The organism is Mesorhizobium hunchu (assembly GCF_040081975.1).
Taxonomy (GTDB): domain Bacteria; phylum Pseudomonadota; class Alphaproteobacteria; order Rhizobiales; family Rhizobiaceae; genus Mesorhizobium; species Mesorhizobium hunchu.
Genome location: NZ_JBEBMG010000002.1, coordinates 470,990 through 493,809 on the forward strand (window position 1 = coordinate 470,990; position 22,820 = coordinate 493,809).

Below are 22,820 nucleotides of genomic sequence, written 5' to 3' on the forward strand. Positions count from 1 at the left end.
AATCGGCACCGGACGGGGGGCTGTCTTGGCGATTGTTCCGATCATCCTGGCCGGGGGAGCCGGGACGAGGCTTTGGCCGCTTTCAAGGCAGCTTTATCCGAAGCAGTTCCTCAGCTTCATCGGTGAACGCACCATGCTGCAGGATACGGCCCGGCGGCTCGAAAAGCTTGAGACCGCTTCGCCGCTTCTGGTCTGCAACGACGAGCATCGGTTCCTCGCCGCCGAGCAGTTGCGCCAGGTCGGCATCGAGGGCGCGCTTGTCCTGTTGGAGCCGGTGGCGCGCAACACCGCGCCGGCGATCGCGCTGGCGGCGCTGCATGCCATCGGCAACGGAGCGGACCCGCTGCTGCTCGTGCTTGCCTCCGATCATTTCATCGCCGATGCGGATATCTTCGCCGAAGCCGTTATCCAGGCCGTCGATCTGGCCGAGGCCGGCAAGTTCGTCACTTTCGGCATCACGCCGACCAGGCCGGAAACGGGTTATGGCTATATCCGTCGCGGTCCGCGGCACGGCGCGGGCTTCGTTGTCGACGGGTTCGAGGAGAAGCCGGACAGCGATATCGCATCCGCCTACGTCTCCTCCGGGGCGTATTACTGGAACAGCGGCATGTTCCTGTGCAAGGCGAGCCGCTACCTCGACGAACTGGAAAGACATGAGCCGGCGATCGTAGCGGCATGCCGCGATGCCATGGCTTCGCCGCGGAAGGACGGGCAGTTCCTCCGCATTGACGAGGCGGCCTTCGTCGCGTGCCCCTCCAAATCGGTCGATTATGCCGTGATGGAAAAAACCGCGGATGCGGTGGTGGTCCCGCTTCGAACCGGGTGGAGCGACATCGGCTCGTGGTCGGCCTTGCGGGAAGCGGAGGGAACGGACGAACAGGGCAACGCCTTTCGCGGCGATATCGTCGCCGTTTCGGCAAGAGGAACGCTGGCCCGTTCGGAGAGTCGCCTCGTGGCTTTGCTCGGCGTCGACGATCTCGTGGTGGTCGAGACCAAGGACGCCGTGCTGATCGCCCACAAGAGCCGCGTGCAGGACGTGCGCGAGATCGTCGAGGAATTGAAGGAAACGGGGCGCCAGGAGCACCTGACCCATCGCGACGTTTACCGGCCGTGGGGCCACTATGATTCAGTGGATTGCGGCGACCGGCATCAGGTCAAGCGCCTCACCGTCAAACCGGGCGCCAAATTGTCCGTGCAGATGCATCGCCATCGGGCCGAGCACTGGGTCGTCGTTCGGGGCACCGCGCGCGTGCGCAAGGGAGACGCGACGGTGGTCCTGACCGAGAACCAGTCGATCTACATCCCCGTCGGCGAAATCCATGCCCTGGAGAATCCGGGCGAGACTCCACTTGAAGTGATTGAGGTGCAGTCGGGTTCCTATCTCGGCGAAGATGATATCGTCCGCTTCGAGGATCGATACGGCCGCAGCTGATCCGACCGCCGCTTCTATTCGCGCAGCGCCCGCATCATCTGGTCGGTGAGCGGCTTGAAGATGTAGGACCAGACGGTGCGATCGCCCGTCTGGATGTGCAGTTCCGTCGGCATGCCGGGAACCAGCGCCTGGTCGCGGCCCAGACAGGTCGCCTCGTCGCTCACGTCGATCCTGGTGAGGTAGTAGGCGGTGCGTGTGTTCTGGTCGCGAATGAGGTCGGCCGAGACATTTTCGATCGCGCCGTGGCATTCGGGCGTGGTCGTGCGGTTGAAGGCGGAAAAACGAACAACGACGGGCTGTCCGACATGCACCTCGTCGATATGCATCGGCGACACCTGGGCATCGATGACGAGCTGATCCGTGCCGGGCACGATCAGCATCATGGTTTCGCCCGGCGAAACGACTCCGCCGATCGTATGGATGCCGAGTTCCTGGACCACGCCGTCCTGCGGCGCGCGCACGACGGTATCGTCCAACTGGTTCTGCGCGACCGCCTGTCTCTCGATCAGCTCGGCTTCCTTGCCTTCCGTGTCCCGCAGGTCGGTATTGGCGCTCTTTCGGAAGTCTTCCTCGGCCTGCATGCCGATCATGGCGTTCTCGCTGATGCGGCCTTCCGCCTCGGCGATGGCGGCGGTCAGGCGCCCGATCTCGCCCTTCTGCTGGATGATCTGCGTCTGCAGCGCCGTCAGGCGGTCGAGTGACGCGAGCTTGCGGTCGTAGAGGGCCTGGACGGTCACGACGTCGCGCTGGGCGAGCGCCAGTGCGTCGTGCGCCGCGGCGCGCTGCGCCTCGAGGCCGTCGATCTGCTCCCGGTACTGCTGGTTGCGCGTTTCCAGTTGCGCCTTCTTGCCGTCCTGCAAATTGAGGTCGCTCATCAGCAGCGCGCGTTCGCCCTCCATGAGGGCTTCTATCTCGGGGTCTCCGGTTCGGCCGGCAAGAGATGGAGGAACGGCAAGCTGCCTCGCTCCCGTCGCTTCGGCATTGAGACGCGCCATCCGCAGCCGCGCGCGGTCGAGCTGCTGGCTGACGATCTGCAGGCTGGCCCGCGCGGTCCGGTCGTCCAGCCTCACCAGGATATCGCCGGCGCGGACGTGGTCGCCGTTGCGGACCAGGATCGAACGCACCGTGCCGCCGCTCTGCTGCTGGACCTTCTTCACATTCGATTCGACGACGACGGTGCCAGGCGCGATGATGGCGCCGGCGATCACGCTGGTGCCCGCCCACCACCCGATTCCGCCGACCAGCGCGGCCGCGACGGTCAGTCCCACGGCAATGGTCGAACGAATGCCGTCGCCGCCGCCGCTGTCTCGTCTGCTTGCGGCCGTGCCGGGAGCATGAAGGGCATCAGCCACGAAATGCCTCCGTGGAGCGCCCGGTTATGCTTGGGTTGAGCGTCATCGGCCTGCCTATCGCCGCTCGTGAAGCGGAACGACGATCGGCCCGCGCGGTCCGTTGGGCGGCGGGACATCGGGGCGCGGCGGAGGCGAAGGTGGTCTGGTCATCTGCGCCAGCACTTCGTCCTTGGGTCCGAATGCCTTGATCATCCCGTCCGCCATCACCATGACCTGATCGAGATGAAGAAGGGCGGACGGGCGGTGCGCGATGACGATCGCGATGCCGCCGCGTTGCCTGACGTTGCGGATGGCGCTGCCGAGGGCTGCGTCGCCGTCCGCATCGAGGTTCGAGTTCGGTTCGTCCAGCACGACGAGGAATGGATCGCCGTAGAGCGCCCTGGCAAGGCCGACGAGTTGTCGCTGCCCCGCCGACAACGCCATGCCGCCATCGCCGATCTGGGTCTGGAAGCCGTCCGGAAGCCTCAGGATCATGTCCTTGACGCCGGCTGCTTCCGCCGCCCTGAGCACCGCTTCGGAATCCTGGTCGGCGGCAAAACGGCTGATATTCTCGGCGACGGTTCCCTCGAAGAGTTCCACGTCCTGCGGCAGGTAGCCCATATCGCGTCCGAGCGCCGCAGCGTCGAATTGATCGAGGGCGGCGCCGTCCAGCCGGATCTTGCCGCGCAGCGGCGTCCATGCGCCGACGAGTGCCCTGGCCAGCGTGGATTTCCCCGACGCGCTTGGGCCGATGACGCCCAGGCCCGCGCCCGCGTCGAGTGCGAAGCTGGCGGCCTGGACGATCGGCCGCTGCTGCCCCGGCGCGCCGACGGCAAGGCCCTCGACCCGCAGCGTCGTCGCCGGACGCGGCAGCCCCACCTTCTCCTGGGGGATGCCGACGGTTCGCAGCAGATTGTCCAGCCGGGCGTAGGCCTGCCGAGCCGCGGAGAAGGAGCGCCAGTTGGCAATGGCGACATCGACCGGGGAGAGGGCTCTGGTGAGCATGATCGACGAAGCGATGATGACGCCGCCGGACGCCTCGCCCATGATGACGAGGTAGCCGCCCAGGCCGAGCATCAGGGACTGCAGGATCAGCCGCCAGGTGCGCGACAGGGCGCTGGACAGGCCGATGACGTCGCTGATGCGCAACTGGTCGGAGAGGAATGCGGCGCTTCGTTCCCGCCAGAGTTCGCCGATACGGGTTCCGAGGCCGAGGGCGCGCACGACCTCGGCATTGCGCCGCGCGGCCTCCGCCATCTGGCGTCGCGCAATGGCGGATTCGGCGGCGCGCCGTGCCGGAGCACGGCTCAGGCCTTCGGCCAGCAACGTGAAAAGCAGGCTGGTGATGGCGCCGACAGTCCCGAGCAGACCGAGATAGGGATGCAGCAGGTAGATGCCGCACAGATAAAGCGGCAGCCAGGGCAGGTCGAAGAACGCGGTGGGGCCGGTGCTGCCGATGAAGTTGCGGATCTGCTCCAGATCGCCGATCGGCTGGATACGGGCTCCTTCCGATCCCATGCTGAGCGGCAGGGCGAGGGAAAGCGCAAGCACGCTTGGCTGAAGCCGGCGGTCGAAGCGCTTGCCGATGCGGATCATCAGCCTCTGCCGGACCATGTCGAGCAGGCCGTAGAAGACATAGAGGCCGATCATGGCGATCGACAGGACGATCAGGGTCGGCACGCTGTGCGAAGGCAGTACCCGGTCATAGACCTGAAGCATGTAAAGCGACCCGGTCAGGCCAAGAAGGTTGATGAGGCCTGAAAACAGCGCGACGAATGCGAACCCGCCCGCGCACTGGCGCAAGGCAAGGCGCGCCTCTGATGGTGCGCGCGCGGCCAGTATTGTTTGTTTCGCCGTTGGCACCACGATCCCCGCCAGAGGGTTGTTATCGAAAGAAAGTATAGAATTTCAGGGTGCCCGCAAACAGAGATTTCGCGGTTGGTGGCCGGTAGGCCTTTATATTCGTTGCCCTTGTTGTCTGTGTGCCAAACAGGCGGCGCTTACCTCCGCAGTTTCGGCGGAGCTTCCAGCTTCGCACGCAATGCTTCGGGTAAAACCGGCCAAGTGCTTCTGAAGCACTTGGCCGAAGTTTAGACGCCAGCTTGTCCTGTGCGCCCTCACACGACGACGAAATCCGTATTGGAGATGGTCGGATGGGTGGAGAGGGTGGCGAAATGAATCGCGGCACCGGAGCCGCTGCCGTCGGCATCGTAGCTGAGCCAGCCGTTGGTTTCGTTATAGAGGATGTGCTGGTTGGGCGTGGCGGCTGCGCCGATGGCGAAGGCGGAGGCGGCGAGCGTGCCGGTCGCCGTCAGCGCCGTGAAGATGGCGCTCGCCAGTTGGATGGTGTCGTCGCCCGAGACGAAGTCGGTGATGGTGTCGACATTGGCGGTATTGTGCAGCGCCGTGGTGAAGGCGAACGTATCATGCCCCGCACCGCCGGTCAGCGTGTCGTTGCCCCAGCCGCCATTGAGGATGTTGTTGCCGCTGTTGCCGACCAGCAGGTTGTTGAGGTCGTTGCCCGAGGCGTTGATATTGGCGCTGCCCGTCAGCACCCCCATCTCGACCGCCCCTTTGACATGTGCCGTGTCCCAAAGGCTGATATTCAACGTGGACTGCACCCGGTCGAAGCCGTCGGCGCCGCTCTCGTCGACGATGTCGCCGGCATTGTCGACGATGTAGGTGTCGTTGCCGGCGCCGCCCTGCATCAGGTCGGCGCCGGTGCCGCCCTGCAGCGTGTCGATGCCGGCACCGCCCTGCAGCGTGTCGTTGCCGGCGCCGCCGTTGATGAAGTTGTCGCCGGCATTGCCGACCAGCAAATTGTCGAGGCCGTTGCCTGTGAGGTTGACATTGGCGCTGCCGGTCAACACGCCCATCTCGATGTCGCCCTTGACGTGGACGGCGTCCGACAGGTTGATGGTGATCGAGGACTGCACCCGGTCGAAACCATCCGATCCAGTCTCGTCGACGATGTCACCGGCATTGTCGACGATGTAGGTGTCGTTGCCGGCGCCGCCCTGCATCAGGTCGGCGCCGGTGCCGCCCTGCAGCGTGTCGTTGCCGGCACCACCCTGCAGCGTGTCGTTGCCGGCGCCGCCGTCGATGAAGTTGTTGCCGGCATTGCCGATCAGCAGGTTGTCGAGGCCGTTGCCTGTGAGGTTGACGTTGGCGCTGCCGGTCAACACGCCCATCTCGATGTCGCCCTTGACGTGGACGGCGTCCGACAGGTTGATGGTGATCGAGGACTGCACCCGGTCGAAACCATCCGATCCAGTCTCGTCGACGATGTCGCCGGCATTGTCGACGATGTAGGTGTCGTTGCCGGCGCCGCCCTGCATGAGATCGGCGCCGGTGCCGCCCTGCAGCGTGTCGTTGCCGGCACCGCCCTGCAGCGTGTCGTTGCCGGCGCCGCCGTCGATGAAGTTGTTGCCGGCATTGCCGATCAGCAGGTTGTCGAGGCCGTTGCCTGTGAGGTTGACGTTGGCGCTGCCGGTCAACACGCCCATCTCGATGTCGCCCTTGACGTGGACGGCGTCCGACAGGTTGATGGTGATCGAGGACTGCACCCGGTCGAAACCATCCGATCCAGTCTCGTCGACGATGTCGCCGGCATTGTCGACGATGTAGGTGTCGTTGCCGGCGCCGCCCTGCATGAGATCGGCGCCGGTGCCGCCCTGCAGCGTGTCGTTGCCGGCACCACCCTGCAGCGTGTCGTTGCCGGCGCCGCCGTCGATGAAGTTGTTGCCGGCATTGCCGATCAGCAGGTTGTCGAGGCCGTTGCCGGTGAGATTGATGTTGGCGCTGCCCGTCAGCACGCCCATCTCGATGGCGCCCTTGAAATGGACAGCATCGGCAAGGTTGATCGACAGCGCCGACTGCACCCGGTCGAAGCCGTCCGAGCCGGTCACGCTCTCGTCGACGATGTCGCCGACATTGTCGACGATGTAGGTGTCGTTGCCGGCACCGCCCTGCATGAGATCGGCACCGGTGCCGCCGTTGATGAAATTGTTGCCGGCATTGCCCACTAGCAGGTTGTTGAGGGTGTTGCCGGTAAGGTTGAGGTCGGCAGTTCCAAGCAGCACGCCCATCTCGATGTCGCCCTTGAAATGGGCAGCGTCCGACAGGTTGATCGACAGCGCTGACTGCACCCGGTCGAAGCCGTTCGAGCCCACCACGCTCTCGTCGACGATGTCGTTGGCGTTGTCGACCCCGTAGGTATCGTTGCCGGCGCCGCCCTGCATCAGGTCGGCGCCCGTACCGCCGTCAAGGACATTGTTGTCGGCATTGCCGACGAGCAGATCGTTAGCCGAGCCGCCGACCGCGTTTTCCACATAGTTGACGACAACGCCGCCAACGGTGACAGCGGTGGCGAGGCCGATATTGTTGGCGACCGATCCGATCGTCGAAAAAGTACCCGGATTCAGATTTATCGAGACGGCCGATGTCTGGTTGGACGCATTGATCGTATCGACGCCGCCGGCGTCCCATATCGTGAAGATGGCGGTCCTGCCGTCGATCGTGCCGCCGTCCGCCAGAGCGAACTGGGCGTTGTTTCCAGAAACGTAGTTCGTGTTCTCGGTATGCGTGGTCAGGTTGGCTCCATAGAGCGCCTGCATCGCCTGGATATCGAGAATCATCGGCGTCAGCGGATAGGCCGCCTCCGGATCCGGTACGCCGGCCTCTCCCGGATGCGGCACATAGGACATGACGGTCCACTGATTGTTGTTGCGTGGGTCTGCCGCCGTATTGTTCGGATCCTCGTTCGGATGGTGCAGCCCCAGAGCATGTCCGAGTTCATGGAGATAGGTCTGCCAGCCCGTGTCGCCATAGGAGGCGCCGGCCTGCAGCGAATTGCCTTCATTCATCCAGACGTCGCCGTTCAGGCTGGGCGTGCCCAGCGTGCCGGGAAAGTCGGAAACGAATCCGAACAGGTTGGGATCCGAGAAATCGCCCCCGGCAAAGGTAATGTCGCCGGCGACAGTTCCGTCCCGGACGTGGAACACCCACAGTCCGTTCACGCCGGTGTTGCCGGCCGTATTTTCGAGTTGCAGCAGCGCCGACTGATCGCCGGATTGCGACAATTCGTAAAAATCGCTGCCGTCTCCTTGCGTGAATCCCGCGTGCGCGGGCGTGCCGCCGAGGCCGCCGGTTCCCCCGCTCGCATCACCCGTCACCCACTCGATGTCCTGATAACGGAAGACAATATCGAAGTCCCCCTCGCCACGGTCGTAAAGCTGGAGTTGGAAGGAATTCGTCTTGTCGGCGTTGTAGTCGTAATAACCGACCATGCTCCAGGTGACGGTCAGCACCTTGTTCACGCTGTCGAAATCGACATAGACAGGGTTGCTTTCAGGAGCTTCACCGTCCGTCCGCGTATCGACATCAGCCCAGAACGGCGCGATCATCGGCGTCAATCCGGCCGTGATGGAACTTGGCGTATATTGAGAGATCCCGTTTTCGAACGAGATACTGCCGTTGGTGTTTACATATATGCTCGTATAGGTCTGGCCGCCAAAATTGATCCCGTCGCTGAAGACCGACGTGATATCGTATGACGAATAGCCATCGTCGTTCCTGTAAAGCTCCGTCTCGCCAAATCCGGCTGTACCTCCGAGCCCTCCCACCAGATGGCCGTTGCCCGGAACCGGGCCTCCCGCCTCGCCTCCATCGGCGCCGCCGGCGACGAGATGGATGTTGGCGACGGCGTTCCACGCCGCCACGGCCCTCTCCGCCAGAGCCCGCTCCTCTACGGAAAGCGATACGCTGGTTGTAGCGATCGGCAGTTCGTAGGGATAGTTGGGCGTATGTCCGTGCCCGTCGATGTCGTAGGCGTCGTCGATCCCGTCGCCATTGGTGTCTATCTGGTCGTAATAGCTCGGGATGTCGCCGAGGAAGGAATAGGTGATCGTGCCGGTGCCATTGTGCCAGCCGTGGGCACCGCTCACAAGAAGAGCCTGATACGTGATCGTCATGATGTCCCCCTTGACGACATGGATTCAAATAAACACTTGAACCCTGCGGTTTCCGTCATTTACCCTTCTTTAACTTACAATCCCATCCCGACGAGTCAACGGAGGCCCCATGCCGAGGCCCGTCACGAAAGTAAAAAGCAGTATCTGGCGCAGTATCGTCTGCGCTATCGCTCTGACACCCTGTTCATCCCTTGCAGATGAACCCCAAGACTTCTGCCACTGGGCAAGGATGCTTTCGCAGCAATCTTGCTCGGCAAGATACGCGTGCGTCGATGACAGTCAGATGAAAGAACTACAACGCTTGACCTGCTCGTGCCTTTCAGAATCTCGGGAAACGCCGGTCGGTCAGGCGGACATGACCGACCTCAGGACACTCAAGAAATTCGCATGTTGCTACGGCATAGCGATTTCACGCAATCCGAACCTTTGTCGAAGGTGATGCGCCTGTCCGCTATCCCGCTCTACCGGCAAGGGCGACGTCCTGCAGAGTGCGTGTCAAGGCGAGACAGCAGCTCTGGCTATCGCACTGCGTCGCTGTCGGGGCATCGGCGGGAACCAATCTTTCCGTAATGCGTTTGACGGTCAGGCCGAATTGCGGCCCGTCATTGCATATCCGGGAGGAAGTCATGGACCGCTTGCAGTTCCTGTCGCCCGTGCGCGTTTCGCGTGGCGCCGGTCATCCGGTCGAGGAGATCGAGAACGTTGCCGACGCCATGGCCTTCCTGCGGGAATGGCCGATGGGCCGGCGGGGACCGGTTTTCCGCTGCGCCCTGAATTGCTGCTCGGCGGCGATGGCGGCGCAGATGAGCGCGGAGGAAGCGCGCAAGTCGTTCGCTGGCTTCGCTCGTATCACCGGATTGCTTATCGACAAGGGACCGAAGCCGGCGGCGGCTGATCCCTTCGAAAGGCGAGGCCGGCTCGCCACCTGACGGACATCAGATGACCTCCTCGCGAAAGGCCGATTGAACGGGCGTCGCCGCGCGACAAGGATCAAGCCTGGCGGCGGTGAAGCTCCGCCGCTTCAGTTCTTCTGGATGGAAATCCCGTTGTCGTCGATTTTCATCTCGACGCCTTCCGGCTTCGTCTCCTGCCGGTAGAGATAGGCGCCGAGCACCACGACGATGACGACGAGCGCGCCGATCACCAGATAAAGCATGTTGCGTTCATGACGCGCTCCGATCCTCGTCCTTGATGCTATGCCGATTTCACCAGCCGGATCAGCACGAGTAGGATCACCGCCCCGATCACCGCATGAATGATGGCTGCGACGATGCCCGTGCCGAGGCTGACGCCCAGCGCCGGGAAGAGCCAGCCGGCGATCAAGGCGCCGACGATACCGACGACGATGTTGCCGAGCAGTCCGAAGCCATAGCCCTTGACGATGAGGCCGGCCAGCCAGCCAGCGATCGCGCCGATGATGATGAAGACCACCAGACTTTCAACGCCCATTGCGTTTCCCTCCTGTTACGGTGGCCGGGGCCGCAAGGGGCCGAATCAGCCACTGGTTGCAACGACCGAGGCTATGTCAAATCCCCGGCGTTCACCAGTTCCCGCCACCGCTGAACTTTTCAGGTCTCGCCCGCGCCGTCCGGCCGCCAGCTCGACGGCTGGACGCGCTTTCTGGTGTCGCTGTCGACATAGACCCACCAGCCGCCGTCCTGCCAGCGGCCGACGGATTCGTTCATGACCCCGTCTGCATCCGTCCAGTAGACCGTCACCTCGGAGCCGTCTTTCGGCGCGCTTGCCATCGGCTGTCGCTCGGCCATGTTCCTCTCCTTCGTGTCGCGCCGACAAACGCCGGAATCCCGGCAAGGTTCCCGGTCGCTCAACTGTGCGCGAAGATATCCTGTTCCGCCCAGCCCATGAGATCCAGCTTCGAGCGCGTCGGCAGGAAGCGGAAACAGGCTTCCGCCTCCTTCGTCCGCCCTTCCCGCGCCAGCCGCCCGGCCAGCACCTCGCGCAGCCGGTGCAGGTAGAGAACGTCGGAAGCCGCATAGTCGAGCTGTTCGGGCGACAGCGTCTCGGCCGCCCAGTCGGACGATTGCTGCTGCTTGGACAGGCTGACGCCGAGAAGCTCGTTGCAGATGTCCTTCAGCCCGTGCCGGTCGGTGTAGGTGCGGGTCAACCGCGAGGCGATCTTGGTGCAGAACACCGGCTCGGCCATGACGCCGAAGGCGTGATAGAGCACCGCGATATCGAAGCGGCCATAGTGGAAGAGCTTGGTGATGCGCCTGTTCCTGAGCAGCGCCGCAAGGTTGGGCGCCCGCTTCTGGCCCGGTGCGATCTGGACGATGTCGGCCGTCCCGTCGCCCGGCGAAAGCTGCACCACGCACAGCCGGTCGCGATGGGGGTTGAGGCCGAGCGTCTCCGTGTCGATGGCGACCGCCTCGACATCGTAGTGGGAAAGGTTCGGCAGGTCGTGGCGATGGAAACGAATGGAACTGTTCATCGGCCCGCCTCCTTCGTCAGCGCATCAAGGATGCGCGCCCACGATCGCTGGCCTTTCCTGAAGGACTTCAGGTCGTATTTCTCGTTGGGCGAGTGGATGCGGTCGTCCGACAGCGCGAAGCCGACCAGCAGCGATTCCATGCCGAGATAGGTCTGGAAATCGCCGACGACGGGAATGGAGCCACCGGAGCCGACCGTCACCGCCGGCTTCGCCCATTCCTCGGTCAGCGCGTTGCGCGCCCTGGTCAGGAACGGCGAATCGTAGGCGAGCTGGATCGCCGGAGAGCCGCCATGCGGATGGAATTCGATATGGCAGTCGGCTGGCAGGCGCTCGGAGGCGAACTGGCGGAAGGCGGCGCGGACCTTCTTCGGATCCTGCTTCTGCACGAGGCGGAACGACACTTTCGCCGAGGCCTGCGCGGCGATCACCGTCTTGAAGCCTTTGCCTTCATAGCCGCCGGAAATGCCGTTGAACTCGGCCGTCGGCCGCGCCCACACCATCTCCAGCACCGAACGGCCCCTCTCGCCGGCCGGGATCGACAGGCCGATGGGTGCGAGGAAACTTTCCGCGTTCTGGCCCAGCGCTTCCCACGATTTCAGCACCTGCGAGGGCACCTCGTCCACGCCCTCGTAGAAGCCGGGAATGGTGACGCGGCCGGTATCGTCGTGGATGTCGGCGAGGATCTTCGCCAGGATGCGGATCGGGTTGGCGGCGGGCCCGCCATACATGCCCGAATGCAGGTCGCGGTTCGCCGCCTTGACCACCACTTCCTCGCCGACCAGCCCGCGCAGCGAGGTGCAGATGGACGGCGTTTCGGGGTCCCACATGTCGGTGTCGCAGACCAGCGCGACATCGGCCTTCAGTTCCTCCGCATTCGCCTCGAGGAACGGTTTCAGCGAGGGAGAGCCGCTTTCCTCCTCGCCCTCGAACAGGAGCGTGATCCGGCACGGCAGCGCGCCATGCTCCGCCTTCCACGCCCTGCACGCCTCCACGAACAGCATGAGCTGTCCCTTGTCGTCGGAGGAGCCGCGCCCGGTGATGACCTTGCGGCCGGGTTCGATCTCCTTGAGCTTCGGATCGAATGGATCGTCGTCCCACAGGTCGAGCGGATCGACCGGCTGCACGTCGTAGTGGCCGTAGAAGAGGAGGTGCGGCGCATCCGCCGGGCCGTCGTGGTGCGCCACCACCATCGGATGCCCGGGCGTCGCGCGCACCGACGCATCGAAGCCGATCGTCTTCAGATCCGCGACAAGCCACTCGGCGGCAGCACGGCAGTCGGCGGCAAAGGCCGGGTCGGTCGATATGGATTTGATGCGGAGCAGGTCGAACAGCCTGTCCAGGCTATTGTCGAAGTCCCGGTCGAGCCGGTCCAGGACGGAGGAAATTGCAGACATTCCGAAGGCCTTTCACATTTGCGGCGCAACCGTAACGGCGTCGATTGCAAACGGAAAGCCCGCCCCAGGCAAACCGGGCGGTAAAAACGGCGGCACAGGGGCCGGGATAAAGGGATCGGGACAAAAAGACGCCGCCGTGGTGGAGGGGGAACCACGGCGGCGATACTCAAACATTGCGGCAGCCCGGAGAGGGGGATAGGCTGCCGCAGGTGTCCGGCATAGGCGGGGGACGGGCCTTGCTCCGGACTTCGGCGAAAACTGCCGATGACTGCTATCTGGGTCGCACAACGTGGCGATTCAAGGGCACGAACATTACATCTTCGTAACATGCTTGTGAGAGTGCTGACGCCTCCTGTCAGGACGTTGTCGGAACCTGTCTTGCGCGGGGCGTTTGCCGTGGACACGCCAGCACCTGCACGGTACGGCTAGCACCCATGAAAAAAGGCGATCATCTCTTTCTTGTCGACGGCTCGGGCTACATTTTCCGCGCCTATCACGCGCTGCCGCCGTTGACGCGCAAGTCGGACGGCCTGCCGGTCGGGGCCGTTTCCGGCTTCTGCAATATGCTGTGGAAGCTCCTGCGCGAAGCGCGCAACACCGATGTCGGCACCACGCCCACCCATTTCGCCGTCATCTTCGACTATTCCTCGAAGACCTTTCGCAACGATCTCTATCCGGAATACAAGGCCAACCGCTCGGCGCCGCCGGAAGACCTCGTTCCGCAGTTCGGCCTGATCCGCGAGGCGACGCGCGCCTTCGGCCTGCCCTGCGTCGAGATGGAAGGCTTCGAGGCCGACGACCTGATCGCCACCTACTGCCGGCTCGCCTGCGAGGCCGGCGGCGACACCACCATCGTCTCCTCCGACAAGGACCTGATGCAGCTCGTCGGCCCCACGGTCGGCATGTACGATCCGATGAAGGACCGCCAGATCGGCATTCCCGAAGTGATCGAGAAATGGGGCGTGCCGCCGGAAAAGATGATCGACCTGCAGGCGCTGACCGGCGACTCGGTCGATAACGTTCCCGGCGTTCCCGGCATCGGCCCCAAGACCGCGGCCCAGCTTCTCGAACAGTTCGGCGACCTCGACGCGCTTCTGGCGCGCGCGACGGAAATCAAGCAGGAGAAGCGGCGCCAGTCCATCATCGACAACGCCGACAAGGCGCGCATCTCACGCGACCTGGTGACGCTGAAGACCGACGTGCCCGTTGCAGTCGGCGAAGGCCTGGAAGACTTCATCCTCCAGCCCGCCGACGGCCCGAAGCTGATCGCTTTCCTCAAGGCCATGGAATTTTCCTCGCTGACTCGCCGCGTCGCGGAAGCGACCGGCGCCGAGCCGGCCGATATCGAGGCGGCTTCGGTCGCGGTCGAGCGCGCCGATACCGCGCACGGACCGGATGTGGGCAGCGCCTCTACCTCCCCCTTGAGGGGAGGTCGCGCCGGAGGCGCGGGTGGGGGTATTTCGTCGAGCGCCGACGCTTCAGAACCCCCACCCCTAACCCCTCCCCTCAAGGAGGAGGGGGATTCTCCCTCGCTGCTTTCCGCCATGCGGGCGGAAACGGCGGTGGCTGACAAGATCGACGTCAACGCCTACCACTGCATCCGCGACCTCGCGACGCTCGAACAATGGGTAGCGGACGCACGCGAGGCGGGCATCGTCGCCTTCGATACCGAGACCACCTCGCTCGACCCCATGCAGGCGGACCTATGCGGCTTCTCGCTCGCCATCCGGCCCGGCCATGCGGCCTATGTCCCGGTCGGACACAAGAATGGCGAGGACGACCTGCTCGGCGGCGGGCTGGTGGAAAACCAGATTCCGATCCGCGACGCGCTCGCCGCCATCAAGCCCTTGATGGAAGACCCCTCAGTCCTGAAGATCGCGCAGAACCTGAAATACGACCTCGTCGTCATGCAGCGCCACGGCATCGACGTCGTCTCCTACGACGACACCATGCTGATCTCCTATGTGCTCGACGCCGGAACGTCCGGCGGGCACGGCATGGATGCGCTCTCGGAAAAATGGCTCGGCCACAAGCCGATCGCCTTCAAGGAGGTGGCTGGCTCGGGAAAAAGCTTCATCGGCTTCCACCAGGTGCCCCTCGACAAGGCGACCTGCTACGCCGCCGAGGACGCCGACGTCACGCTGCGCCTGTGGCTGGTGCTGAAGCCGCGACTGGCGGCCAAGGGGCTGGTGTCTGTGTACGAGCGGCTGGAACGGCCGCTGGTGCCGGTGCTGGCGCGCATGGAGCAGCGCGGCATATCCGTCGACCGGCAGATCCTGTCGCGCTTGTCGGGAGAACTGGCCCAGGGCGCGGCCGGGCTGGAGGACGAAATCTACGAACTGGCCGGCGAGCGCTTCACCATCGGCTCCCCCAAGCAGCTCGGCGACATTCTGTTCGGCCGCATGGGGCTGCCGGGCGCCACCAAGACGAAGACGGGCCAATGGACGACATCGGCGCGGGTGCTGGAGGACCTTGCGGCGGAAGGCCACGCGCTGCCGCGCAAGATCGTCGACTGGCGCCAGCTTACCAAGCTCAAATCCACCTACACCGACGCCCTGCCCGGCTTCATCCATCCCGAGACGAAGCGCGTCCACACGTCCTATTCGCTGGCCTCGACGACGACCGGGCGGCTGTCCTCGTCCGACCCGAACCTCCAGAACATTCCGGTGCGGACCGCCGAAGGCCGCAGGATCCGCACCGCCTTCATCGCCGAGCCGGGCAACAGGCTGATATCGGCCGACTATAGCCAGATCGAACTGCGCGTGCTCGCCGACGTGGCCGACATTCCGCAACTGAAACAGGCTTTCGCCGAGGGTGCCGACATCCACGCCATCACCGCCTCCGAGATGTTCGGCGTTCCCGTCGAAGGCATGCCCTCGGAAGTGCGCCGCCGCGCCAAGGCGATCAATTTCGGCATCATCTACGGCATCTCGGCCTTCGGCCTCGCCAACCAGCTTTCGATCCCGCGCGAGGAAGCGGGCGCCTATATCAAGAAGTATTTCGAGCGCTTCCCCGGCATCCGCGACTATATCGAGACGACCAAGGCCTATGCGCGCGAGAACGGCTATGTCGAGACCGTGTTCGGCCGCCGCATCCACTATCCCGAGATACGCTCCCCGAACCCCTCGGTTCGCGCCTTCAACGAGCGCGCCTCCATCAATGCGCGCCTGCAAGGAACGGCAGCGGACATCATCCGCCGCGCCATGGTGCGCATGGAGGGCGCGCTGGCGGATGCCGGGCTGTCAGCCCGCATGCTCCTGCAGGTGCATGACGAACTGATCTTCGAGACGGCGGAACAGGAGGTCGACGCGACCATTCCCGTCGTCAGGCAGGTGATGGAGAACGCCGCCATGCCCGCCGTGTCGCTGTCGGTGCCGTTGCAGGTCGACGCCCGCGCCGCCGGTAATTGGGACGAAGCGCACTAAAGTAGGCCGACCGACAGCCGAACGGGGCAGCCGTACCCTCGCCTGCTTGAAGCGGGACAAAACGGCAAGGTGGAAAAACCGGCGCTTCCTCGCTATGTCATGGGAAGGCTCGCCAGACCGGCGGGGCAAAGGCAGGCACACATCATGACGGCAAGGGCGGCGCTCACCAAGAACCAGATCTCGGTCCTGGAAAAGCTCGAGCGCGCCAGCGCGCCGCTCAGCGCCTACATGCTGCTCGACCAGTTACGCGAGCGCGGCTTCCGCGCGCCGCTGCAGGTCTATCGCGCGCTCGATGCGCTCATCAAGGAAGGCTTCGTGCACAGGCTGGAGAGCCTCAACGCCTTCGTCGCCTGCGCCGAGCCGCACGACCACAGCCATTCCATGATCGCCTTCGCCATCTGCGACCAGTGCGGCCAGGCCAGTGAATTCTCCGACCATGCCATCGGCCACCAACTCGACGACTGGGTACGCTCCACCGGCTTCGCGCCGAAGAAGGCCGTCATCGAGTTCCGCGGCGTCTGCGCGAAATGCCAGGCGGCAGGCGCCGCCTGACCCTGTTCGCGGTTTTCCCCTACTTGCGCGGCGGCCCCTTGCGCTCCGCCGACTGCGCCCACAGATTGACGTTCGCCTCGCGGGCATAGCGGTCGATCTCGGCCAGTTCGCTGTCGCTGAAGTCGAGCGTCTTCAGCGCGCCGACGCAGTCCTCCACCTGCTCGGGCCGGCTGGCGCCGATCAGCGCCGAGGTGACGCGGCCCTTGCGCAGCACCCAGGCGAGCGCCATCTGTGCAAGGCTCTGGCCGCGCTTCTTGGCGATCTCGTTCAGCGCCTTGATGTTGGCGACCGTTTCCTCGGTGATGAAGGATTGGCGAAGCGACTTGCCCTGGCTGGCGCGGCTGCCTTCGGGGATGCCGTTGAGATATTTGTTGGTCAGCATGCCTTGCGCCAGCGGCGTGAACACGATCGATCCGATCCCCAGACCGTCCAGCGTGTCGAGCAGCCCGTCCTCTTCCACCCAGCGGTTGAGCATGGAGTAGCTTGGCTGGTGGATGACGCAGGGCGTGCCGAGGCGCTTGAGAATATCGGCGGCCTCGCGCGTACGCTGCGAATTGTAGGACGAGATGCCGGCATAGAGCGCCTTGCCCGAGCGCACCGCATGATCGAGCGCACCCATCGTTTCCTCCAGCGGCGTGTCGGGATCGAAGCGGTGCGAATAGAAGATGTCGACATAGTCGAGTCCCATGCGCCTGAGACTCTGGTCGAGACTGGAAAGCAGGTATTTGCGGCTGCCCCACTCGCCGTAGGGTCCGGGCCACATCCCGTAGCCGGCCTTGGTCGAGATGATGAGTTCGTCGCGGTAGCCGGCGAAGTCCTCGCGCAGGAGTCTACCAAAAGCGGTCTCCGCCGAGCCGGGCGGCGGGCCGTAATTGTTGGCGAGGTCGAAATGCGTGATGCCGAGGTCGAACGCCTTGTGGAGGATCGCCTGCTTGGTTCGATGGGGCGTGTCGTCTCCGAAATTGTGCCACAGCCCGAGCGAGATCGCCGGCAATTTCAGCCCCGACCGGCCGCAGCGGTTGTAGAGCATGGCGGAATAGCGATTTTCGGCGGGTGTGTAGGGCATGGGTAATCCTCGAAATCGAAATCGTGTTGGGTAGCGCCGAACCAGGCGAGTCGGCGCTGCCCCTCACCCTTACCCTCTCCCCGTGAACGGGGCGAGGGGGTGGCCGCCGGCGCGGCCATTCTCCTTCTCCCCGTTGCCGGCAGACAACCGCGTATGGCGTCGCACCCCCACCCCTAACCCCTCCCCACAAGGGGGAGGGGAAGCTGCCGCGCCCACGTCCCCCTCCCCCTTGTGGGGAGGGGTTAGGGGTGGGGGTGCGCGACGACCGAGATTGTGGAAGTCCCTCGCTGCTACCGCTTCGCCATCATCGCCTTCGCTTCCTTCACGCCCAGCGCAGCCGGGCGCCCGCATGTCGTCTGCATGGCGACGAACTTGCCCGTTTCGCCCGACTTCAGGATCGACGTCATGACGTCCACCGCATGCAGCGCCAGCTCCATCGAGCAGCGATGCGGCCGGTCCTGCAGGATGGCGAGCGCCATGTCGGCCAGTCCCGCGGTGCGGTAGTTGGCCATCATCCCCGCCGGATGCTTCTCGTTGGCGACGGCAAGGGGATGCTCCCATTTCGGCAATGATGTCACCGTCTTGTCCGCACTGGTGTAGCTCACTTTGCCGCCGAAGAAATTCGGGTCCGGCACGAAGAGCGTGCCCGCCTCGCCATAAAGCTCCATCGGCGCGTGGTTGTGGACCCACACGTCCCAGCTGGTGTTCAGCGTCACCACGGCGCCGTTCTCGAACTCCAGAACGGCGTGGATGGTGGTCGGCGTGTTGACCGCGATCTTTTCTCCCTTGCGCGGTTTCGACAGGATCGTGCGCTCCTTCGCCGGCGTCGTGGCAACCGCCGCCACCCGGCGCACCGGTCCGATCAGCTGGATCAGATTGGTGACATAATAAGGCCCGATGTCGAGCACCGGCCCGGCGCCGGGCTGGAAGAAGAAATCCGGATTCGGATGCCAGTGCTCCATGCCGTGTCCCATCACGAAGCACGTGCCGCTGGTGATTTTTCCCACCTTGCCGCTGTCGATGAGATTGCGCGCAAGCTGATGCGCGCCGCCGAGGAAGGTGTCGGGCGCCGAACCGATGCGCAGCCCCTTTCCTGCGGCCCGCTTCTTCAGGTCCAGCCCCTCCCTGACCGAAAGCACGAAGGGTTTTTCCGAATAGACGTGCTTGCCGGCGTCGAGCACCTTCTTCGACACCGCGTAATGCGCGGCCGGATTCGTCAGGTTGACCACGATGTCGATGTCGGGTGCGGCGAGCAGGCCGTCCACCGTCTCCGCCCGAATCTCGTACTCTCCGGCGCGGGCCCTTGCCGCGGCCATGTCGATGTCCGCGCAGGCGCGCATCTCGATGCCGCGAAACAGCGGCGCCAGTCTGAAATAGGCCGCGGAGATATTGCCGCAGCCGATGACGCCGACCCCCAGTCTCCTCGCCATGACCGTTATCCCTTCGCGTCCTGGTAGCTCTGCACCGCCGCGAGCGAGCGCCGCGCGAAGCGTTCGATGTCGTTCGGGTTGTCCTGCTCCATGATGAAGTACTTCGCCGGTGTTTCGGCCCGCAATGCCCTGAGCAGCTTGGCCCAGTCCATCGAACCGTGCCCGACATCGGCCCAGCCGTCCTCGTCCTGCCCTTCGCCCGGCCGCGCGATGTCCTTGACGTGGACGGCGCTGATGCGCTGTCCGTGCCGGTCGATCCAGCGCATCGGGTCACTGCCGCCGCGCACGCACCACGCCACGTCGAATTCCCAGCCGATCCCTGGCGCCGCGGACAGCAGATGTTCCATCGGCACGGAACCGTCCGGCAGCGCCTTGAACTCGAAGTCGTGATTGTGCCAGGCGAAACCGTATCCGGCCGCCTTGGCCCGCTCGCCGGCTTTCGCCAGCCGCTCGCCGAAGCCGCGCCACCCAGTCGTGTCCGAAGGCCGCGCCTCGGGAACAAGATAAGGACAGACCATCAGTTTCACGCCCAGCGCATCGGCGATGCGCCGCACGCCGTCGAAATCGTTTTCGAGCGCGTCGATGGAAAAATGCCCTGTCGGCATGGCCAGGCCGTTCCTGTCGAGTTCGGCCCGGAAGCCCGCCGGATCGTCATAGATGCCGCCGAACCCCTCGACCTCCGCATAGCCGGCATCCGCCAGCAGTTTCAGGATTCTGTCCCACGGCGGGAACTTGCGGGCGCTGTAGAGTTGAAACGACCAGTTCATGGCGTGCTTTCCGTTTGCTCGGGATGGAAACTCACAGGCGGTTGCCGTCCGTGTCGAACAGCGAGGCGTTGATGGGATCGAAGCCGATGCCGATGCGGTCGCCGACCTTCGGCGACCGTTCCGCCGTCACCCGCATGGTGACGGCCTGCCGGCCGAGCTTCGACCAGACGATCGTATCGGAGCCCATCGGCTCGACGATCTCGACCGGCACCGCCGCCTCGAACGGCCAGTCGCTGCCGGCGTTAACGGCGATGTGCTCCGGCCGGATGCCGAGGACGGCGGGGCCCGGCTTCGCGCCGGCGGGACCGAAATCATATTTGGTCAGCGGCACGTCGATGGCGTCGGCGACGAAGGCGGCCTGGCCGCCGCGCAGCATGATTTCGCCGTCCAGAAAGTTCATGCCGGGCGAACCGAGGAACCCGGCGACGAAACGGTTCACCGGCTTTTTGTAGATCACCTGCGGTTCGTCGAACTGCTGGATGACGCCGGCGCGCATCACCGCGATGCGGTCGGCCAGCGTCATCGCCTCGATCTGGTCGTGGGTGACGTAGATCATCGTGTTCTTGAGCCGCCGGTGCAGCAGCTTGATCTCGACGCGCAGTTCCGAGCGCAGCTTGGCGTCGAGGTTGGAGAGCGGCTCGTCGAACAGGAAGACGTCGACGTCGCGCACCAGAGCGCGCCCGATCGCCACGCGCTGGCGCTGGCCGCCGGACAGCGCGGCGGGCTTGCGGTCGAGCAACGGCTCGATCTGCAGGATTTCGGCCGCGCGCGCGATGCGCCTTGCGATCTCGTCCTTCGGCGTGCCGGCGACGCGCAGGCCGAAGGACAGGTTCTTCTCCACGCTCATCTGCGGATAGAGCGCGTAGGACTGGAACACCATGCCGATGCCGCGGTCCTTCGGCTCCTCCCAGGTGACGTTCCTGCCCTTGATGAAGATGCGGCCGCCGGAAATGTCGAGCAGGCCGGCGATGCAGTTGAGCAGCGTGGACTTGCCGCAGCCGGACGGCCCGAGCAGCACCACGAACTCGCCCTCCTTTATGTCGAGGTCGAGCGATTTCAGCACCTTGACGGTTCCGAAGCTCAGCGAAAGATCCTGGATCGAGACGCTCGAGGGCACGGCGGCAACGCTATCTGTCGTGACTGTCATCTTCACCCCGTCCTCACCCCTTGACCGAGCCGGCGGTGATTCCGCGCACGAACCAGCGGCCGGAAATGAAGTAGATGGCGAGCGGCACCGCGGCCGTCAGGATGGTGGCGGCCATGTTGACGTTGTATTCGCGCACGCCCGTCGTGGTGTTGACGATGTTGTTGAGCTGCACCGTCATCGGCCAGTTGGACCTTCCCGCGAAGACGACGCCGAACAGGAAGTCGTTCCAGATGCCCGTCACCTGGAGGATCACGGCGACGATGGTGACCGGCACCGACATGGGCAGCATGATGTGGAAGAACACCCGCCAAAAACCGGCGCCGTCGACGCGCGCCGCCTTGAACAGTTCCACCGGAAGTGCTGCGTAGAAATTGCGGAACAGCAGCGTCAGGATCGGCATGCCGAAGATGGCGTGCACGATGATGATGCCGGGCAGCGTGGCGAACAGGCCGACCGAGGACAGCCCGATGATCAGCGGGTAGATCACCACCTGGTAGGGCACGAAGGCGCCGAACACCAGAAGTCCGAACAGCAGGTTCGCCCCCTTGTACGGCCAGAAGCTCAGCGCATAGCCGTTGATCGAGGCGCAGACGATCGAGATGACGACGCTCGGCACGGTGATCTTCACCGAGTTGAGGAAGCCGGGGCTCAGCCCGTTGCAATCGCGCCCGGTGCAGGCGTGCAGCCAGGCGTCGACCCAGGGCTGGAAGGTGACTTCGGCCGGCAGGTTGAAGAGATGCCCGAGCCTGATCTCCGGCATGCCCTTCAGCGACGTCACCACCATGATGTAGAGCGGCACCAGGAAGAACAGCGCCGAGACGACGAGGAAAGCGTAGACGCCGAAGCGGCCGATCGACAGCCGCCTGGGCTTCGGCCCGCGCGGCTCCGCTCCCGCGCTCGTTGCGGGCCGGACGGAGAAGGTAGCGGCAGCGGTCATGCGGCGACCCTCCCCGCCCGGCTGCGGCGCCAGCGCAGCAGCCCCATCGCGGCGATCACCACGAGGATGGGCAGCAGCATCATCGTAGCAGCGGCCATGCCCTGTCCGACGTTCTGGCGCACGGTGATAAGCTGGATGACGTAGACCGCCGGCATGGTCGTGGCGATGCCGGGGCCGCCGCCTGTCATGGCGATGACCAGGTCGTAGACCCGCACCACGGTGACGCATTGCAGCACGAAGGCGGTCGCGAACGCGCCCTTCATCATCGGCGCAATGATGAAGAGATGCGTGCGCCAGGCGGGAATTCCGTCCACCCGCGCCGCCTTCCATATCTCCTCATCAACGCCGCGCAGGCCGGCCAGCAGGATCGCCATCGTCACTCCGGAACCCTGCCAGATCGAGGCGACGACGAGCCCGTAGAGCGCGGTGCGGGAATCGACCAGCGGCGCGAAGGAAAAGCCCTGCCAGCCGAAATTGCGCATCGCCTGCTGAAGCCCGAGATTGGGATCGAGCGCCCATTGCCACACCAGCCCGGTGACGATCAGCGACATGGCGAACGGATAGAGGAAGACCGAGCGGAACAGATCCTCGTTGCGGATGCGCTGGTCCATGAAGACGGCCAGCAGGTAGCCGAAGACCATGTTGAAGCCGATCGACAGCAGCCCGAACAGCCAGATGTTGTCGACCGAGATCAGCCAGCGCCCGTCCGACCACAGCCGGCGATACTGCGCGAGGCCGACGAAGTCGTAGCTCGGAAACAGCTTGGACGAGGTGAACGACCACAGTACCGAGAACCCGACGCCGATCACGAAGACGCCGACGGCCACCAGGATCATCGGCAAGGTGCCGATGATCGCGATGAGGTTTAGTCTGCGGGTCCAGCTTTTCTGCATCTTCCCGTCGGTTACGATTGTCGTG

18 protein-coding genes are annotated in these 22,820 nt (G+C 64.5%); 4 read left to right on the forward strand and 14 right to left on the reverse strand.

Annotated features, from left to right (window positions below; genetic code table 11):
- Positions 1-25: 25 nt before the first annotated feature.
- On the forward strand, positions 26-1,432 hold the full coding sequence (locus ABMA46_RS05785; protein ID WP_348998351.1) for a mannose-1-phosphate guanylyltransferase/mannose-6-phosphate isomerase: 1,407 nt from the start codon (positions 26-28) through the stop codon (positions 1,430-1,432).
- A 14-nt stretch (positions 1,433-1,446) separates the two neighbouring features.
- Here the strand turns inward: ABMA46_RS05785 and ABMA46_RS05790 are convergent, their stop codons facing one another.
- From ABMA46_RS05790 to ABMA46_RS05800, 3 genes are all read right to left on the reverse strand, one after another.
- Complete coding sequence (locus ABMA46_RS05790) at positions 1,447-2,784, reverse strand: HlyD family type I secretion periplasmic adaptor subunit (protein WP_348998352.1); 1,338 nt, start codon at positions 2,782-2,784, stop codon at positions 1,447-1,449.
- A gap of 54 nt (positions 2,785-2,838) precedes the next feature.
- Positions 2,839-4,566, reverse strand: coding sequence for a type I secretion system permease/ATPase (locus tag ABMA46_RS05795; protein WP_348998353.1), 1,728 nt, complete (start codon positions 4,564-4,566; stop codon positions 2,839-2,841).
- A gap of 314 nt (positions 4,567-4,880) precedes the next feature.
- Complete coding sequence (locus tag ABMA46_RS05800) at positions 4,881-8,735, reverse strand: nidogen-like domain-containing protein (protein WP_348998354.1); 3,855 nt, start codon at positions 8,733-8,735, stop codon at positions 4,881-4,883.
- Between the two features lie 626 nt (positions 8,736-9,361).
- Between ABMA46_RS05800 and ABMA46_RS05805 the strand changes: the two genes are divergently transcribed.
- Positions 9,362-9,664: a DUF982 domain-containing protein gene (locus ABMA46_RS05805; RefSeq protein WP_348998355.1), complete on the forward strand. Its 303-nt coding sequence runs from the start codon at positions 9,362-9,364 to the stop codon at positions 9,662-9,664.
- A gap of 92 nt (positions 9,665-9,756) precedes the next feature.
- Here the strand turns inward: ABMA46_RS05805 and ABMA46_RS05810 are convergent, their stop codons facing one another.
- From ABMA46_RS05810 to ABMA46_RS05830, 5 genes are all read right to left on the reverse strand, one after another.
- Complete coding sequence (locus ABMA46_RS05810) at positions 9,757-9,891, reverse strand: hypothetical protein (RefSeq protein WP_348998356.1); 135 nt, start codon at positions 9,889-9,891, stop codon at positions 9,757-9,759.
- Between the two features lie 38 nt (positions 9,892-9,929).
- Positions 9,930-10,184 carry a GlsB/YeaQ/YmgE family stress response membrane protein gene (locus tag ABMA46_RS05815; RefSeq protein WP_348998357.1) on the reverse strand — a complete coding sequence of 85 codons (255 nt, stop codon included), beginning with the start codon at positions 10,182-10,184 and terminating at the stop codon, positions 9,930-9,932.
- Between the two features lie 119 nt (positions 10,185-10,303).
- Positions 10,304-10,501, reverse strand: coding sequence for a hypothetical protein (locus ABMA46_RS05820; protein WP_348998358.1), 198 nt, complete (start codon positions 10,499-10,501; stop codon positions 10,304-10,306).
- A gap of 59 nt (positions 10,502-10,560) precedes the next feature.
- The gene (locus tag ABMA46_RS05825; RefSeq protein WP_348998359.1) at positions 10,561-11,184 is read right to left on the reverse strand and encodes a ribonuclease D; all 624 of its coding nucleotides are present in this window, start codon (positions 11,182-11,184) and stop codon (positions 10,561-10,563) included.
- Positions 11,181-12,578, reverse strand: a complete 1,398-nt coding sequence (locus ABMA46_RS05830) for a M20/M25/M40 family metallo-hydrolase (protein WP_348998360.1) — start codon at positions 12,576-12,578, stop codon at positions 11,181-11,183. The genes ABMA46_RS05825 and ABMA46_RS05830 overlap by 4 nt, the downstream gene beginning before the upstream one ends.
- A gap of 434 nt (positions 12,579-13,012) precedes the next feature.
- Here ABMA46_RS05830 and polA point away from each other — a divergent pair, with 434 nt between their 5' ends.
- A complete protein-coding gene (gene polA, locus ABMA46_RS05835; RefSeq protein WP_348998361.1) occupies positions 13,013-16,003 on the forward strand; it encodes a DNA polymerase I in 2,991 nt (996 codons plus the stop codon).
- A gap of 144 nt (positions 16,004-16,147) precedes the next feature.
- Entirely contained in the window at positions 16,148-16,555 is a 408-nt protein-coding gene (locus ABMA46_RS05840) for a Fur family transcriptional regulator (protein ID WP_348998362.1), read from the forward strand.
- 19 nt (positions 16,556-16,574) lie between these two features.
- Here the strand turns inward: ABMA46_RS05840 and mgrA are convergent, their stop codons facing one another.
- From mgrA to ABMA46_RS05870, 6 genes are all read right to left on the reverse strand, one after another.
- Positions 16,575-17,621, reverse strand: coding sequence for an L-glyceraldehyde 3-phosphate reductase (mgrA, locus tag ABMA46_RS05845; protein ID WP_348998363.1), 1,047 nt, complete (start codon positions 17,619-17,621; stop codon positions 16,575-16,577).
- A gap of 290 nt (positions 17,622-17,911) precedes the next feature.
- Positions 17,912-19,051 carry a Gfo/Idh/MocA family protein gene (locus ABMA46_RS05850; protein WP_348998364.1) on the reverse strand — a complete coding sequence of 380 codons (1,140 nt, stop codon included), beginning with the start codon at positions 19,049-19,051 and terminating at the stop codon, positions 17,912-17,914.
- Between the two features lie 5 nt (positions 19,052-19,056).
- Positions 19,057-19,818 carry a sugar phosphate isomerase/epimerase family protein gene (locus tag ABMA46_RS05855; RefSeq protein ID WP_348998365.1) on the reverse strand — a complete coding sequence of 254 codons (762 nt, stop codon included), beginning with the start codon at positions 19,816-19,818 and terminating at the stop codon, positions 19,057-19,059.
- A gap of 31 nt (positions 19,819-19,849) precedes the next feature.
- Complete coding sequence (locus ABMA46_RS05860; protein ID WP_348998366.1) at positions 19,850-20,965, reverse strand: ABC transporter ATP-binding protein; 1,116 nt, start codon at positions 20,963-20,965, stop codon at positions 19,850-19,852.
- A 13-nt stretch (positions 20,966-20,978) separates the two neighbouring features.
- Positions 20,979-21,902, reverse strand: a complete 924-nt coding sequence (locus ABMA46_RS05865) for a carbohydrate ABC transporter permease (RefSeq protein ID WP_348998367.1) — start codon at positions 21,900-21,902, stop codon at positions 20,979-20,981.
- Positions 21,899-22,795 carry a carbohydrate ABC transporter permease gene (locus tag ABMA46_RS05870; protein ID WP_348998368.1) on the reverse strand — a complete coding sequence of 299 codons (897 nt, stop codon included), beginning with the start codon at positions 22,793-22,795 and terminating at the stop codon, positions 21,899-21,901. The genes ABMA46_RS05865 and ABMA46_RS05870 overlap by 4 nt, the downstream gene beginning before the upstream one ends.
- Positions 22,796-22,820 lie beyond the last annotated feature (25 nt).